This window comes from Paucisalibacillus algeriensis (assembly GCF_000577245.1).
GTDB lineage: Bacteria > Bacillota > Bacilli > Bacillales > Amphibacillaceae > Ornithinibacillus.
In genome coordinates this window covers 246,132-261,625 of record NZ_CBYO010000007.1, presented here as the reverse complement: position 1 = coordinate 261,625, position 15,494 = coordinate 246,132, and the positions used below count along the sequence as shown (strand labels likewise).

Sequence of the window (15,494 nt, the reverse complement as noted above, 5' to 3'; positions counted from 1 at the left end):
AAATGAGAAATCAATACAGGAGTTGGAGGCAATGCTCAAATACATTCTGAAGAAACTTTTAATCATGGTGCTAACACTATGGATCATCATTACATTGACCTTTGTACTGATGGTGTCGGTTCCAGGTTCTCCTTTTAATAGTGAAGGAAACTCCAATGAGATTGTCCAGCAAAACCTGGAGAAGCATTACAATCTCGATAAACCACTCCATGTCCAGTACTTTCTCTATTTAAAATCAGTTGCTACCTTAGACTTTGGTCCATCTATTAAACAACCAAATCAAACAGTGAATGATTTATTAGGTAGAGGATTTCCAATTTCAGCAGAACTAGGATTGGTCACGATTATCGTTGCGGTCCTATCCGGGATTATACTCGGAATTCTAGCTGCGCTTCGACATAATGGTGTCATTGATTACCTGGCAATGGGAATCGCAGTACTTGGAATATCAATACCAAACTTTATTTTAGCAACATTATTAATCCAGAAATTAGCGGTTGATTGGGAGTTTTTCCCGGTTGCGACATGGAAGAGCCCCATGCATATGGTGCTGCCAGTTTTAGCCTTGGCGACCGGTCCAATGGCCATCATTGCCAGACTTACAAGGTCCACCATGCTCGAGGTATTAACACAGGATTACATAAAAATGGCTCGTGCAAAAGGCTTAACCCCATGGAAAATAATTGTGAAGCATGCACTTAGGAATGCATTGATGCCAGTCATTACTATCATGGGTACATTACTTGCTGGTATCATGACGGGATCGTTTGTAATTGAGCAAATCTTTGCGATACCAGGCATGGGGAAATACTTTGTGGAAAGTATTAACCATCGGGATTTCCCAGTTATTATGGGAACAACCGTGTTTTATAGTGCATTCTTAATCGTCATGCTTTTCCTAGTGGATATTGCATATGGAATATTAGATCCAAGAATCAAAGTGACCAAGAAGGAAGGGGAGTAGTATGAAGCCAAATCAGAATCCCCAGAATTACAATCGAAACAATGTACCAGATGAATGGTTTACATGGCGGAAAAAAAACATCAAAGAGCAGGAATTAGTAGCAAGGCCATCCCTCTCCTACTGGAAAGATGCATGGCGACGTTTAAGAAAAAATTTCCTAGCCATGTCGGGATTAGTATTTTTAATTCTATTAGTCCTGATGGCAATTTTCGGTCCAATCTTGTCACCATATGATGCGAATACACAAGTGTTATCTAAACAATACCAACCACCATCTGCTGAACATTGGTTTGGGACCGATAATGCAGGTCGCGATGTTTTTACACGTACTTGGTACGGAGCGAGAATTTCCCTGTTTGTTGGGTTTATGGCGGCATTAATTGATGTGACAATTGGAATTATTTGGGGAGGAATCTCCGGATATAAAGGTGGACGCACGGATAATGTCATGATGCGTATAATTGAGATTTTATATGGTATCCCCTATTTGCTAGTAGTTATCTTGCTTCTAGTTGTGTTGGGACCAAGTTTATCCACGATTATTATTGCCCTGACCGTTACGGGATGGGTCGGCATGGCCAGGATTGTGCGGGGGCAGGTCATGCAGATAAAGAACTATGAATATGTCCTCGCATCGAAATCGTTTGGAACAAAGACACCACGGATTATACGGAGAGGTCTCTTACCGAATACAATGGGGCCAATTATCGTGCAAATGACGTTAACCGTACCTTCCGCAATATTTGCAGAAGCCTTTCTAAGCTTTATCGGGCTTGGAATATCGTCACCAAATGCAAGTTGGGGCGTCATGGCTAATGATTCCTTAGGAGCAATACTATCCGGTAACTGGTGGACATTGTTTTTCCCAGCATTTTTCATATCCTTTACGATGTTTGCCTTTAACGTCTTAGGGGACGGATTACAGGATGCCCTGGATCCGAAATTAAGAAAGTAGGTGGAGTGATGGAAAAAATTCTCGAAGTAAAAGACCTACACGTTACCTTCACGACCTATGGGGGTACCGTACAAGCAGTAAGAGGTGTCGACTTCCATCTAAATAAAGGAGAAACACTCGCAATCGTAGGAGAATCTGGATGTGGAAAAAGTGTTACCTCCAATGCGATTATGGGGCTTATCCCAAACCCGCCCGGGAAAATTAGCGGTGGGAAGATCCTATTTAAAGGCAAGGATTTAACAAGATTACAGGAAAAAAAGATGCGCTCCATCCGGGGTGTTGATATTTCAATGATTTTCCAGGATCCAATGACAGCACTCAACCCAACCTTGACCATAGGCACACAGCTAATGGAAGGGTTGAAACAACACCGGAAAGTCACTGAAAAGGAAGCAAAAAAACGTGCACTGGAAATGATGGATCTTGTTGGGATTCCTAATCCAGAAGAACGAATGAAGCAATATCCACACCAATTTAGTGGTGGAATGCGCCAACGTATCGTTATTGCAATAGCACTAATTTGTGAGCCTGAGCTACTGATAGCTGATGAACCAACAACAGCACTGGATGTGACGATTCAGGCCCAAATCCTAGAACTTTTTGAAAAAATCCAGGATGTAACGGGTGTATCAATTATCCTCATTACGCATGACTTAGGTGTGGTCGCTAAAATTGCCGACCGGATTGCTGTTATGTATGCAGGAAAAATTATCGAAACAGGTGACAAGCGGGAGATATTTTATAAACCGCAACATCCGTACACAAAAGGATTACTAAATTCCGTTCCCCGATTGGATACAAAAGGAAAGTTAAAGCCAATTGAAGGAACACCACCTGATTTATTCTCACCTCCCAAAGGATGTCCATTTACAGCAAGATGTCCAATGGCGATGGAGGTGTGTAATAAAATATACCCGGGCTCTACGACCATAAGCGATTCTCACTCTGTGGATTGCTGGTTACAAGATGAACGGGCAAAACAACTACTGGCCACCATGGTCACAAATTAGGAATAAGGGGGATAAGGATGAAGAAACTTCTCTTTTTGCTGATAGCTGTACTGACAGTATTTTTCCTAGCTGCCTGTACTGCTTCAGAAGACGCGGGTAAAGACCCGGAAGAAAAAGATCCAGTTGAAGAACCAGGGGAAACTGGTGATGGGGATGCTACAGACGATGAAGCAGCATCAGACGAAAAAGTACTTCGATTAAATAATAGTACCGAGCCAACATCATTAGATCCATCTATTGGGTTTGACGCGGTATCTTGGGATCCATTAAATAACTTAATGGAAGGTTTAACGCGTTTAGATGCAGACCACCGCGCAGCTGCAGGGGTAGCGGAGGACTGGAAAATTTCTGATGATGGTTTAACCTACACCTTCACTATACGTGAAAATGCCAAATGGTCAAACGGCGACTCGGTTGTGGCAGCCGACTTTGAATTTGCGTGGAAATACATGCTAGACCCTGAAACAGCTTCTGCAGCAGCATTCCTTGGTTATTTTATTGAGGGAGCAGAGGCATATAATAGTGGAGAAGGATCTGCTGATGATGTAAAAGTAACAGCAGTGGATGAGAAAACTTTAGAAGTTGTCTTAGCTCAACCAACTGGATTCTTCCTAGACGTATTAACGAATCCAGCATTCTTCCCAATCAACCATAAAGTAGCTGAAGCAAATCCGGATTGGCATACAGAAGCTGAAACATTCGTTGGAAACGGTCCATTTAAATTAGAATCATGGAAGCATGATGAAGAAATGGTATTCGTGAAAAACGAACATTATTGGGATGCAAGTGCTGTGAAATTGGATAAGGTACATTTTGCTATGGTTAACGACACGAACACACAATATCAAATGTTTGAAGCTGGAGAACTGGATACAGCAGGTATTCCTCCAGAATTGTCTGATCAATTAATTGATGGAGATAACGTATTTATTGGCCCATATGGAGGATTGGAATTCTTCCGTTTTAATCTTGAAATGGAACCATTCCAAAACAAGAAGATTCGCCAAGCATTCTCCTATGCGGTAAATCGTGATGACATTGCTGAATTCGTTGTGAAAAATGGAGTAGAGCCTGCATATGGATTCATTAACCCTGGTTATACAAGCCCTACAGGTGAAGACTTCCGCGATGTAAATGGTGATTTAGTAGAATTTGACCCTGAAAAGGCGAAACAGTTACTAGAAGAAGGTATGGCAGAAGAAGGCTATGATGAGTTACCACCAATCACGTTAAGCTACAACACAAGTGATACAAACAAGGCCGTTGCAGAAGCATTACACGGTATGTTCAATGAGAATTTAGGTGTAGAGGTAACTCTTGAAAACCAAGAGTGGAACGTATTCTCTGAAGCACAAAAAGCATTAGAGCTACAATTCTCACGTAGTTCATTCATCAATGACTACAATGACCCAGTTAACTTCTTAGAAAGCTTCATCACGGATTCTTACATGAACCGTACAGGTTTCTCTAGCGAAGAGTATGATGCACTAATTGCAAAAGGTAAATCAGCAACAGATGAAGAAGAACGTTGGCAAGCCCTTTATGATGCTGAAAAAATGCTAGCAGATGAAATGATTGCAATACCAATCCGTTACTACAATACTGTAGTACTAGAAGCAGATGGAGTAGAAGGAATACTACGCCATCCAGTTGGATACTTTGATTTGAAGTATGCGGATAAGAAGTAAGTTGAATTAACCAAGGAATGGCTCATTCACCATGATGAGCCACTCCTTTTTAAACGAATAGCTTCAAGCCTGTCACTACTAACTATACATGACTGACATCATATACTTTATAGCATGAATTCTCTTTAAAATGTTCATGAGAAAGGTCTTCATAAACATTTCTATATGCTTATCGTATCTTAAGATACATGAGAGCCGCGATCATATACTTTTTGTATGATTACAGCTTTAAAATGTTCATGAGAAAGGTCTTCATAAACATTTCAAAATACTTTTCTCTTCTAAATGTTCATGAGCACTGATGTCATATGCATTTTAGCTTGAGTTAAAATTGAGAATGTTTGTGATAAGCGTTACTGAAGAGCAAACTCCCCTTACTAGTTAATTCGATGACATAAAACAGAAAGAAGGTATACATATGCTACAACCAAAAGCCCTAAAAAAAGGTGATACTATTGGTGTAATTGCCCCTGCAAGCCCTCCAAATATGAAACACCTCGAAAAAGCCATTCCCTTTTTCACTAAACTCGGCCTCCAAGTGAAACTAGGGAAAAACATAGAAAAAGTACATGGCTATTTAGCCGGAACAGATGAAGAACGCTTATCTGATTTTTACGACATGATCACAGATGACGAAGTGAAAGCCATTATTTTCGCACGTGGTGGCTATGGAACCGGACGATTCGTTGATTCTATTGATTATGATGTCATCGCTAAGCATCCCAAAATCATCTGGGGCTATAGCGACATTACCTATTTACATACAGCTATCCAGCAAAGAACTGGTCTCATTACCTTCCATGGGCCAATGCTAGCCTCTGATGTAGCAGATCCTAATTTTGATGACATATCGGCAACATCCTTTTTGCAATTATTCGAACCAACACCACTACAATATAACGAAAGCATCTCACAACTGAATGTTTTAGTGGAAGGGGAAGGTACGGGAGATTTAGTTGGTGGCAATCTAGCATTACTTACAAGTACTCTAGGAACAGAATATGAAATCGACACAAGAGGAAAAATCTTACTCCTAGAGGACATCGATGAACAACCATATCGGATTGACTCCATGTTGAACCAATTGAAGCTAGCAGGAAAACTGGAGCAAGCAGCGGGAATTGTAGTGGGTGATTTTGCGAATGCGGAGCCGAAAAGTAAACCATCCTTAACCTTAGAAGAAGTTTTCCACCATTTTTTAGCTGACCTATCCTGTCCAGTAATGACTGGCTTTAAAATTGGCCATTGCTTCCCACATTTTGCTGTCCCACTGGGGGTCAGCGCAATACTAAATACAACCGATAAAACATTAACCATCATGCCTGGAGTGACAAATACATGAAAATACAGCAAATCGATACCTATAAAGCAGCAGTACCATTGAAAAAACCATTCAAAACAGCACTCCGAACCGTGAGAGTTGCGGAAACCATTGTAGTCAGAGTGACTTGTGACAATGGCATTGTTGGGTGGGGAGAGGCTCCACCAACACATGTGATTACAGGAGATACATTAGCAAGCATTCACTATGCAATAAATGATGTTTTCAAACCAGCTTTAACTGGACTGTCTATTCTAGACCGAGAGGCCCTTTTTAAAAAAATCAATAGCCTAATAGTAGGGAACACCAGCGCCAAAGCTGCAATTGACATGGCACTATACGATTGTATCGCCCAACAGGCTAACATGAGCCTGACCCAGTTTTTAGGTGGGTATCAAGAAAGAATCGAAACGGATTACACGGTAAGTGTAAACAGTCCAGAAGAAATGGCGGATGATGCAGAGGGCTATGTAAAGGATGGGTTTTCTGTTTTAAAAGTAAAGGTTGGGAAAGATGAGATCAACATGGATATCGAGAGAATCCAAGCAATCCGTGATCGAATTGGGCCCGATGTTACCATTCGCCTTGATGCAAACCAAGGATGGGAGCCAAAAGTAGCTGTCCGTTCCATCCAAAAGATGGAAGACCTTGGGTTGCAAATTGAATTTATCGAACAACCGGTTAAAGCATATGATTTAAAGGGTCTCAAATACGTGACTGAACATTCGCAGATTCCAATCATGGCAGATGAAAGTGTCTTTTCCGCAAAGGATGCAAGGGCAGTTCTAGAGCTGGGAGCTGCAGATTTGATTAATATCAAACTAATGAAAGCGGGCGGAATCCATGAAGCACTTAATATTGCCAAACTAGCAAATGTTTACGGCATTTCATGCATGGTTGGTAGTATGATTGAATCTAAGATTGGGATAACAGCTGCAGCACACTTTGCGGCAAGCCAACCAAATATAAAATACTTTGACTTTGATGCCCCACTAATGCTTGCGGGAGATTTGATTAAAGGTGGAATTACATATAAGGAAAGTTTAATTACTTTTGGAAGCGGAAAAGGATTAGGAATCGAAGGGCTTCATCAAGAATATATCCTCTAAAAGTTCATCGAGAAAGGAGCAATACTATGTTCAAACAATCATTTCTATTACCAGAAACATTTCATGTAGCAGCGGTTCAAGTTGGAACCGTTTGGACAAATCCCGAGTCCCCGAGGGAGATAGATTCATTGGCAACAGGGAACCCAACAGACATTGAAAAATGGCTAACCGATCTATCAACTGAAGAAAAAGTAGCTTTATGTAATGATAACCGGGTACAAACACAAGTGTTATATGGGGAAGCGATTCTCGTGACAGAAGTAAAAGGAGACTGGGCAAGAATTATTATTCCTAGCCAGCCATCCAAAAAGGATGAAAATGGCTATCCTGGATGGGTTCCACTTTATCAATTAAAAGAAGTGAAGCGGGATGAATGGCTTCGACCAGAAACAGCTGCGGTTACGGAAAAGCATGTCTGGTTAGAAGATGAATCAGGGGATAAAATCATAAAGCTGAGTTATATGACTTGTTTACCGGTAGCGAAAAAAGAAGAATCCCGTGTAGCTGTCCACACACCTCATGGAAAGGGCTATTTGCCAAGAGAGCATATTGCAATTTTTCCTACTGATAAAGGTGGCAAACTTGGCGATGGATTAAGCATTATTAAAGCGGGAGAACCATACATCGGTCTTGATTATCTGTGGGGTGGAATGAGTTCTTTTGGCTATGATTGCTCTGGCTTTGCCTATGCCATGCATAAAGCAAATGGTTTCCAGATTAGTAGGGATGCATCTGACCAAGCAATGCACGGTAAAGAGATTCCAATTGATCAACTAAAGCCAGGGGACTTACTATTTTTCGCATATGAAGAAGGAAAAGGAAGAATCCATCATGTTGGGTTTTATTATGGAGATGGAAAGATGCTACATTCCCCGATGACAGGTCGAGGAATTGAGATTGTTTGTTTGGCAGATACGAAATATGAGCGGGAGCTTTGTATTGCAAGACGATACTGGGGAAGGGAGCCTGAATAGCCATGGCAGAAGAAAAAATATTAGAAATCAAAAATCTAAAGAAACATTTTAACCTAGGAAAAAATCGAGTCTTAAAAGCCGTTAACGACGTAACATTTCATGTTAATAAGGGAGAAACATTTGGGCTCGTAGGGGAATCCGGCTGTGGAAAGTCAACAATTGGTCGAACCATCATCGGACTTTACAACAAAACAGAAGGGGATGTTTTATTTAACAGCGAAAATGTCCACAACTTAAGTGAAAAAGAACTCTTTAAACTACGCCAAAAGATGCAAATGATTTTCCAAGACCCATACGCTTCCCTTAACCCCCGCTCGACCGTACGTGAGGTCATCTCGGAGCCGATGGAAGTTCACAAACTTTATAAAAGCAAAAAAGAACAAAATGAGCGAGTCTACCAACTTTTGGAAGAGGTTGGGTTAAATAGAGACCATGCAAACCGTTATCCACATGAATTTAGTGGTGGACAGCGCCAGCGGATTGGGATAGCTCGTGCACTAGCCTTAAATCCAGATTTTATCATTGCCGATGAACCAATCTCAGCCCTAGACGTGTCTGTTCAAGCACAAGTGGTGAATCTATTAAAACAACTACAAGAGGAAAAAGGTCTGACATTTTTGTTTATTGCCCATGACTTGTCTATGGTGAAGCAAATTTCCGATCGGATCGGCGTTATGTATTTAGGAAACATGGTGGAGTTAACCGTGAGTGAGAGTCTCTATGAAAATCCACTTCACCCATATACAAAAGCATTGCTATCCGCCATCCCAATTCCAGACCCGGATATCGAGGAGTCCAGGGAAAGAATTATTTTACAAGGAGAACTCCCAAGTCCAATCAACCCACCAAGTGGCTGTGTATTCCGTACCCGCTGCCCATTCGCCATGGAAATCTGTGGTAAGGAAAAACCAGAATGGCAGGAAGTGGAAGATAATCATTTTGTCGCATGCCATTTGTACAATGAGAATGTGAAGAAGGATAAGGCGAAGGAGCCGGTTGTGAATATTAGGTAGTTATAGGATGAGGTTGTCTTACACTGCGGTGAGGCAACCTTTTATTTTTGGTTTGTAAATATAGAATTGGTATTTAATTTTATCCTACATCATTTTATTATCTTCATTATAAATACTTTTAAGCCTGTCCTATTAAATCCCCTCCACTAGTTTATTAAAATTCTAGTTCTATTATTTTCCCTAACTGTATAAGTTTAATAGTAGGAATGCTAGAAATGAAAAAGTCTCAGGAGGAGGGTGCCTTTGAAAACCAATAAACACACCATCAAACAAATCCAAAAATTAAAAAAGAAAAAATCTGTATCGAAGCAACAGATTCTACAAAAACGATTAGCGACCATAACGAATAAAAGACCGAGAGCACCGATGAGTACAAGGGGCATTAAATGGAAAGGACCAGCAGCATTCATGTTTAGCCTGGTATTTATCATTCTTGCCGTTCCGACATTAATCGTCATTCCATTTATTTCGAATAGTGAGGTGCAATCACAATCCATTGATCAACAGAAAAGTGAAACCAACAGTGTGGAGACAACGGGATTAATAGAGGATTCAGCTGTAGAAGTAGCAGTCATGCGCACACAAACAGACCAAATTGAAAACGTACCACTGGAGGCTTATATAACGGGTGTGGTTGCTGAGGAAATGCCAGTTGAATTTGAACTAGAGGCACTAAAAGCCCAAGCACTTGCTGCAAGAACTTATGTCGTCAATAAAATGTTATACCAAACAGAAGAAGATACAGCAGATGTGACAGATACAATTCAAGATCAAGTTTATAAAAATGATGCTGAACTTCGAGCAAAATGGGGTACTAATTACAGTCAAAATATGAAAAAAATCTCAGAAGCGGTTCTCGCAACCAAAGGTCAAATTATTACACATAATGACAAACCCATCGACCCGCAATTCTTCTCAACGAGCAATGGGTTTACCGAGAACTCCGAAGATTACTATATTAATGAGATTCCATATTTGCGAAGTGTGCCTAGCCCATGGGATGAGGCCTCCCCATATTACTTAGATCAAGAAACATTTACATTTGAACAGGTGGAGACAGCATTAGGAATAGATCTTCCAAACAACAAGCAACTTGTAATCGAAGCAACTAGAACGGATAGTAAACGCATTGGTGAGTTAAACCTCGAAGGTAACAAGTTCACCGGTCGGGAAGTACGAGAAAAACTCAAATTACGCTCCAATGACTTTACCATTAAACAAAAAGACAATTACCTCATCTTCACCACAAAAGGAAACGGACACGGCGTAGGCATGAGCCAATACGGTGCTAACGGAATGGCCAAAGAAGGAAAAACATACCAAGACATCGTGAAGTATTATTATAAAGATGTAGAAATTAGTAAAATGGATGAAGCAGTGCCAGCATTGGTCATGCAGTAAATAAGTTAGTTAGCCCCTGGAGCTTAGGCTCTGGGGGTTATTGTATTTTGTTAAACTATTGGGGGTGGGAGGCCCTGTTTAATGGGTCACAAGTTTTCTGGGATAGGGAGTATGGTTGCTCGTTTTGGTCACATCCCCAATCCTACCACACTCAAATTCCAGCTTCTCACCACCCAACCATTCTACCAAACCCCGCCAACCATACTACCAAATATCATCCCAACTCCCACTTAAAACCTTTAATATCCCCAAAACCAGTTAAAAAATGCATAAAAATATAAAAAAAGTTTTAGAAAATGTATAGATTTTTCATTTTCTGTTCAGAATGGTTGGTGAGGTGATGAATAAATGAAAGAGGAAAACAAAACGCCAAAAAAAGGTGGCCAATCAATTTTCCGTAAGAAATGGTTTTTCCCTGCGGTGTACTTAACGATTGCTGCTTTATTATTAGCAGTAGTAGTTTGGTATCAAAATATTGATAATCAATTACCAGAAGCTGGGGATGACCAAGAGTTAGGTGATAATTATACACCAAATCCGCATGATGAGGATGCAGCGCCTGTAATGGATTCACAGGAAGTAATCAAGATGCCTGTGGCAGACCAGGAACAAGCTGAAATCGTAACGAAGTTCTTTGATTACGATGCATCTCAAGAAGATCGCGAAAGTGCACTGATTCTTCATAACAACCGCTATTACCAAAGTACAGGAGTTGACATCGTCTATCCAAACGGTGAAGCATTTGATGTACTAGCAGCACTAAGCGGAACAGTTTCGGAGGTCAAAGAAGATCCATTATTAGGAAATGTTGTCGTTCTATCACATGATAATGGGGTAACAACCTATTATGCTAGTCTAGGAGAAGTTGGTGTACAGCCACAGGATGAAGTAAAACAGGGTGATGTTATTGGTACAGCTGGAGAAAATATCTTCGGCCAAGACAATGGCGTCCATGTACATTTTGAAATCAGAAAAGATGCAAAAGTATTTAACCCAGAAGAATTCTTTAATCAACCAGTAAGTAAGCTAGAAAGCACAGAGTCTGAAGATGTATCTGAAGAGGATACTTCTAGCATTAGCTCTGAAGAAGTAGATTCAAACGATGCAAATTCTGAAGAGACAGGCGAGGGCGAAACGTCCGAAACTGAAACAGAAGAATCAAAAGAAGATTCAACAGAAGAATCTACAGATGAACCAAACCAGGAAGAAAATTCAACGGATTCAGCAGAATAATTAGTTAGAAATCCTAGTAAATTAACATGCTAGGATTTCTTTTTTTTGCAGAATTCTTTCTTCAAAAAACTTCTACTAGCTAACAATTGCATAATCTGTCAAAAATCCTACAAATTCAATGTTTCCATAAGAAATATGTCGAACGATTATACCTTTTAACTAGGAATTTATATGTTACTATTAAATTGCATTAATTTTACTAGAATATAATATATCACATTTAATAGACAAAATAGTTTTCACAGTCTAGTAACTTTCATTAATATAAATTATCTAACAGATGCCTATGTATATTGAAAGGAATGGTCCCCAAAAAATGAGTTATGGAAATATAAGCATAATGCCAGAGTCGTTGACGCCAATTTCAGAGAGTGCTGAATTATCCATTGGACAAATTATTTTATTACTGTCCCAAGATCATGAAGAGGAAGAAGTAATTGATCTAACACGTAAATTCTGCTTACAATCATCTACTAATGAGATTCGGAAAAAGGGTATGGAATTCTTATATATGAATGGTTTTTATGATGATCTTAGAATCTTGATCACAAAAAACCAACTATCCAATAACCCATCCAACCAATTATGGGCGGAGGTTTATCAAATTATCTTAGACCGCCGTGATAGGAAATATTCAGTTGGGGAAATGCGAACGCGTTTACAAGAAATGATTCCTCCTGATCCAGAACTAAAATGTTTAATTGAACTTGTTATCGTGGATACATACTTCAGCCAAATGGATTTTAACCAATTTGGCAACTTTTTGGAAAGGCAACAGGAATTATTTGAATCGATTCAAGATAATTATATTCTTTCCAGCTTTAATTTAAGGACTTATCAAAAATTATTCGTTTATTATTGGACTCGTAATGAGTTAATCATGGCAAGAAAATATGCATTTAGAGCACTAAACCAAACAAATAGTCCAACCACAAAAGTGAATTTACATATGAACCTAGCGTTAACTTATTCCTTTGATACGTATTATCAAGGTATGTACCATTTAAAGGAAGCATTAAAAATTGCTGAAAAGTTTAATCTTAAAAAATTCATACACTCCATTAATAATAAATCAATTCCATTCTTTGCTGCCCACTTTGGTAGAACAAATGGAGTAGTAACAGATGATATTAGCGAACAAGCTCATCTTGAAATCGCAAAAGGAAATAACGAAAAAGCGATTGAATTATTAGGGGATATATATACAGAGAGCCCATTTAAGATGTATTACATGGGACTTGCCAAGAAGGATAAAACTCTTTTATCGGAGTCATGCAGAATGTTCGTGGAAAGAAGTGACTATTTTTTTAGCAGATTACCGATGAATGCGATAAAAAAATTGGGATTATAGAGAGAGAATTCGGGAATACGGTGGAATCGTTAATGATGGGATTCAACTTGAATGTATCATTAAAGAAGAAATGAGGGAGGAGGAATAACATGAAAGAAATCAAAACTAACTTAGTTAAAACACTTTTAGGTTTTGCATTGCTTTTCACATTAATTCAGCCTACAAGCTCATTATTTGCAGACCCCGAGTACGGGGAATTAGATTCAACCGCATGAAATATAAATTAAATAGTTGAACCCATTCATATAGAAACCAAAAGTTCTATACATCTATATTGTATAGAGTTTTTGGTTCTATTTTTATTTGGAGGGATTTTATAAGGAAAAATAAAGGAAAATTCAAAATAAAATAAAAAACAACTTGTCCCCTCAACCTTTCTATCCTTTTTTTATCATAATCCAGCCCTTACGATAATAAAATGTTACAAACCAAGCATTCAGTAAGTCTGAGGTGAGAGCTTATGTGGCTCTTTATAAAACATCCTATTTGCTTGATTACATATTGCCTTAAAAAAGAATATCTTAAAAATTTAGTCGTTTATTTATTCTAACTTACTTTGTACTGTTGTTCACAAGTTGCTATAAATATGTAACTCAACACCTAAAGTAACCACACTAACAAGCCACTGAACATCCATCCTGCAACAATATTTGCATGGGTGGACTACCTGAAATGGCGTGTTCATTTTTGGGATCACCTAGTCTCATGTCTACACCTCAGGGAAATATTCAACTAGGGAGGCGAACGGTGTGCACGATTACATCAAAGAAAGAACTATCAGGATTGGCGAACATATCGTCGAAACGAGGAAAACCGTCCGAGTGATAGCCAAAGAATTTGGTGTTTCTAAAAGCACAGTCCATAAAGATTTGACCGAAAGGCTACCAGAAATCAACCCAGAATTAGCCCAAAAGGTAAAAGAAATTCTGGAGTACCACAAATCCATCCGACACCTACGTGGCGGAGAAGCAACCCGTAAAAAGTACAAAACCAGCGACACAGAAAAAGTAACAACAGTAAATTAACACCCTAGACGGTTACCATCATCTTCTAAAGGAGGTGAATGCGAGTACTTATTTAATTGGGATGTTAGAAATGAAGCAAGTTTTTGAAGACGGTATGACGGAAAACGCATCCAGTTTTAGGATGTGTTTTTTGTTTGAGGTCGTGGCATCAGCCTGGATTTGATTATCATGTGCCAGAATCAAATCACCATGAGCCTGATAAGTAAGGACATGTGCCAAATCCCAGGTACCATGCGCCCGCAGCCCCTAATTAATGCACCCCCATCCACCTCAATACCCCATCCCTACTACTACTAAACAAAATTTCCCATTTCTTTTTGAAAATATTGCAGTTTTATGTCAAACTTTGTGGTAATATATGATATAAGTAGCATTGTGTTTTTGGACAGGTGCGGAACGTAATAAACGAGGAGGATTTTGATGTTTTCTAGGGATATAGGAATTGACCTTGGAACAGCCAATGTGTTGATTCATGTGAAGGGAAAAGGAATTGTATTGGATGAACCATCTGTAGTAGCAATGGATCGTAACACTGGCAGAGTGTTAGAGGTTGGAGAAGCTGCTCGTCGTATGGTTGGACGGACACCAGGAAATATTGAAGCAATTCGCCCATTAAAAGATGGTGTAATTGCCGATTTTGACGTGACTGAAGCAATGTTAAAACATTTTATAAATAAAATTAATGTTAAAGGATTTCTTTCTAAGCCAAGAATGCTAATTTGCTGCCCTACAAACATTACAAAAGTAGAGCAAAAAGCAATTAAAGAGGCTGCGGAGAAATCTGGTGGTAAAAAAGTATACCTAGAGGAAGAACCTAAAGTTGCTGCAGTTGGTGCCGGTATGGAAATTTATCAGCCGAGCGGTAATATGGTTGTTGATATCGGCGGAGGAACTACTGATGTTGCTGTTCTTTCTATGGGGGATATCGTAACTTCCGAGTCGGTAAAAATGGCTGGTGATAAGTTTGATGTGGAGATTCTTCAATACATCAAGCGTAAATATAAGTTATTGATCGGAGAACGTACTGCTGAAGATATTAAGATTAATATCGCAACAGTTTTTCAAGGTTCTCGTAAAGAAGAAATGGATATCCGTGGACGTGACATGGTAACAGGGCTTCCACGTACCATTACGGTTTATTCCGATGAAATTGAAGAGGCGCTACGTGAGTCAGTTTACATGATTGTACAAGGTGCTAAGGCTGTTCTAGAGCGTACACCACCGGAACTTTCAGCTGATATTATTGATCGTGGTGTTATCTTAACTGGTGGTGGAGCGCTGATTCACGGAATCGACCAACTACTAGCAGAAGAATTAAAAGTACCTGTTTTCCTTGCAGAAGAGCCAATGCATTGTGTGGCAAAAGGAACAGGAATCATGCTTGAAAATATCGATAAAATTGAACGTAGAAGAGGTATTGTTTAATTAAACTTGGGAACTCGTCATAGAG

Annotated in this window: 14 protein-coding genes; all 14 read left to right on the top strand. The window is 39.5% G+C overall.

Annotation, left to right across the window (positions count from 1 at the left end; translation table 11 throughout):
* The first annotated feature begins 31 nt into the window (after positions 1-31).
* The 14 genes from TY11_RS05795 (at position 32) to TY11_RS05735 (ending at position 15,469) form a co-directional block, all read left to right on the top strand.
* On the top strand, positions 32-964 hold the full coding sequence (locus tag TY11_RS05795) for an ABC transporter permease (RefSeq protein WP_042143838.1): 933 nt from the start codon (positions 32-34) through the stop codon (positions 962-964).
* Position 965: 1 nt separating this feature from the next.
* Positions 966-1,919 carry an ABC transporter permease gene (locus tag TY11_RS05790; protein ID WP_042143835.1) on the top strand — a complete coding sequence of 318 codons (954 nt, stop codon included), beginning with the start codon at positions 966-968 and terminating at the stop codon, positions 1,917-1,919.
* A gap of 8 nt (positions 1,920-1,927) precedes the next feature.
* On the top strand, positions 1,928-2,929 hold the full coding sequence (locus TY11_RS05785; RefSeq protein WP_042143833.1) for an ABC transporter ATP-binding protein: 1,002 nt from the start codon (positions 1,928-1,930) through the stop codon (positions 2,927-2,929).
* A 17-nt stretch (positions 2,930-2,946) separates the two neighbouring features.
* The gene (locus TY11_RS05780) at positions 2,947-4,617 is read left to right on the top strand and encodes a peptide ABC transporter substrate-binding protein (protein ID WP_197025061.1); all 1,671 of its coding nucleotides are present in this window, start codon (positions 2,947-2,949) and stop codon (positions 4,615-4,617) included.
* A 418-nt stretch (positions 4,618-5,035) separates the two neighbouring features.
* Entirely contained in the window at positions 5,036-5,959 is a 924-nt protein-coding gene (locus tag TY11_RS05775) for a S66 peptidase family protein (RefSeq protein WP_042143829.1), read from the top strand.
* Positions 5,956-7,047: a mandelate racemase/muconate lactonizing enzyme family protein gene (locus TY11_RS05770; protein WP_042143827.1), complete on the top strand. Its 1,092-nt coding sequence runs from the start codon at positions 5,956-5,958 to the stop codon at positions 7,045-7,047. The genes TY11_RS05775 and TY11_RS05770 overlap by 4 nt, the downstream gene beginning before the upstream one ends.
* A 26-nt stretch (positions 7,048-7,073) precedes the next feature.
* Entirely contained in the window at positions 7,074-8,021 is a 948-nt protein-coding gene (locus tag TY11_RS05765) for a C40 family peptidase (protein ID WP_042143825.1), read from the top strand.
* A gap of 2 nt (positions 8,022-8,023) precedes the next feature.
* Positions 8,024-9,034, top strand: a complete 1,011-nt coding sequence (locus TY11_RS05760; protein WP_042143823.1) for an ABC transporter ATP-binding protein — start codon at positions 8,024-8,026, stop codon at positions 9,032-9,034.
* A 243-nt stretch (positions 9,035-9,277) separates the two neighbouring features.
* The gene (gene spoIID / locus TY11_RS05755; RefSeq protein WP_042143821.1) at positions 9,278-10,435 is read left to right on the top strand and encodes a stage II sporulation protein D; all 1,158 of its coding nucleotides are present in this window, start codon (positions 9,278-9,280) and stop codon (positions 10,433-10,435) included.
* Positions 10,436-10,783: 348 nt separating this feature from the next.
* Positions 10,784-11,668: a stage II sporulation protein SpoIIQ gene (gene spoIIQ, locus TY11_RS05750; RefSeq protein ID WP_042143819.1), complete on the top strand. Its 885-nt coding sequence runs from the start codon at positions 10,784-10,786 to the stop codon at positions 11,666-11,668.
* A gap of 340 nt (positions 11,669-12,008) precedes the next feature.
* Positions 12,009-13,019 carry an AimR family lysis-lysogeny pheromone receptor gene (locus TY11_RS05745; protein WP_231495786.1) on the top strand — a complete coding sequence of 337 codons (1,011 nt, stop codon included), beginning with the start codon at positions 12,009-12,011 and terminating at the stop codon, positions 13,017-13,019.
* An 89-nt stretch (positions 13,020-13,108) separates the two neighbouring features.
* A complete protein-coding gene (locus tag TY11_RS20970) occupies positions 13,109-13,234 on the top strand; it encodes a hypothetical protein (RefSeq protein WP_255342654.1) in 126 nt (41 codons plus the stop codon).
* A 534-nt stretch (positions 13,235-13,768) separates the two neighbouring features.
* Entirely contained in the window at positions 13,769-14,044 is a 276-nt protein-coding gene (gene spoIIID / locus TY11_RS05740) for a sporulation transcriptional regulator SpoIIID (protein ID WP_042143816.1), read from the top strand.
* A 420-nt stretch (positions 14,045-14,464) separates the two neighbouring features.
* Positions 14,465-15,469 (top strand): rod shape-determining protein, encoded by a 1,005-nt coding sequence (locus TY11_RS05735; RefSeq protein WP_042143811.1) that lies wholly within the window; start codon positions 14,465-14,467, stop codon positions 15,467-15,469.
* The last annotated feature ends 25 nt before the right edge of the window (positions 15,470-15,494 follow it).

Bases quoted from the DNA above. Each gene is read 5' to 3' on its own strand.
- TY11_RS05795 (WP_042143838.1), top strand. From the start codon at position 32: ATGCTCAAATACATTCTGAAGAAACTTTTAATCATGGTGCTAACACTA.
- TY11_RS05790 (WP_042143835.1), top strand. From the start codon at position 966: ATGAAGCCAAATCAGAATCCCCAGAATTACAATCGAAACAATGTACCA.
- TY11_RS05785 (WP_042143833.1), top strand. From the start codon at position 1,928: ATGGAAAAAATTCTCGAAGTAAAAGACCTACACGTTACCTTCACGACC.
- TY11_RS05780 (WP_197025061.1), top strand. From the start codon at position 2,947: ATGAAGAAACTTCTCTTTTTGCTGATAGCTGTACTGACAGTATTTTTC.
- TY11_RS05775 (WP_042143829.1), top strand. From the start codon at position 5,036: ATGCTACAACCAAAAGCCCTAAAAAAAGGTGATACTATTGGTGTAATT.
- TY11_RS05770 (WP_042143827.1), top strand. From the start codon at position 5,956: ATGAAAATACAGCAAATCGATACCTATAAAGCAGCAGTACCATTGAAA.
- TY11_RS05765 (WP_042143825.1), top strand. From the start codon at position 7,074: ATGTTCAAACAATCATTTCTATTACCAGAAACATTTCATGTAGCAGCG.
- TY11_RS05760 (WP_042143823.1), top strand. From the start codon at position 8,024: ATGGCAGAAGAAAAAATATTAGAAATCAAAAATCTAAAGAAACATTTT.
- spoIIQ (WP_042143819.1), top strand. From the start codon at position 10,784: ATGAAAGAGGAAAACAAAACGCCAAAAAAAGGTGGCCAATCAATTTTC.
- TY11_RS05745 (WP_231495786.1), top strand. From the start codon at position 12,009: ATGCCAGAGTCGTTGACGCCAATTTCAGAGAGTGCTGAATTATCCATT.
- TY11_RS20970 (WP_255342654.1), top strand. From the start codon at position 13,109: ATGAAAGAAATCAAAACTAACTTAGTTAAAACACTTTTAGGTTTTGCA.
- TY11_RS05735 (WP_042143811.1), top strand. From the start codon at position 14,465: ATGTTTTCTAGGGATATAGGAATTGACCTTGGAACAGCCAATGTGTTG.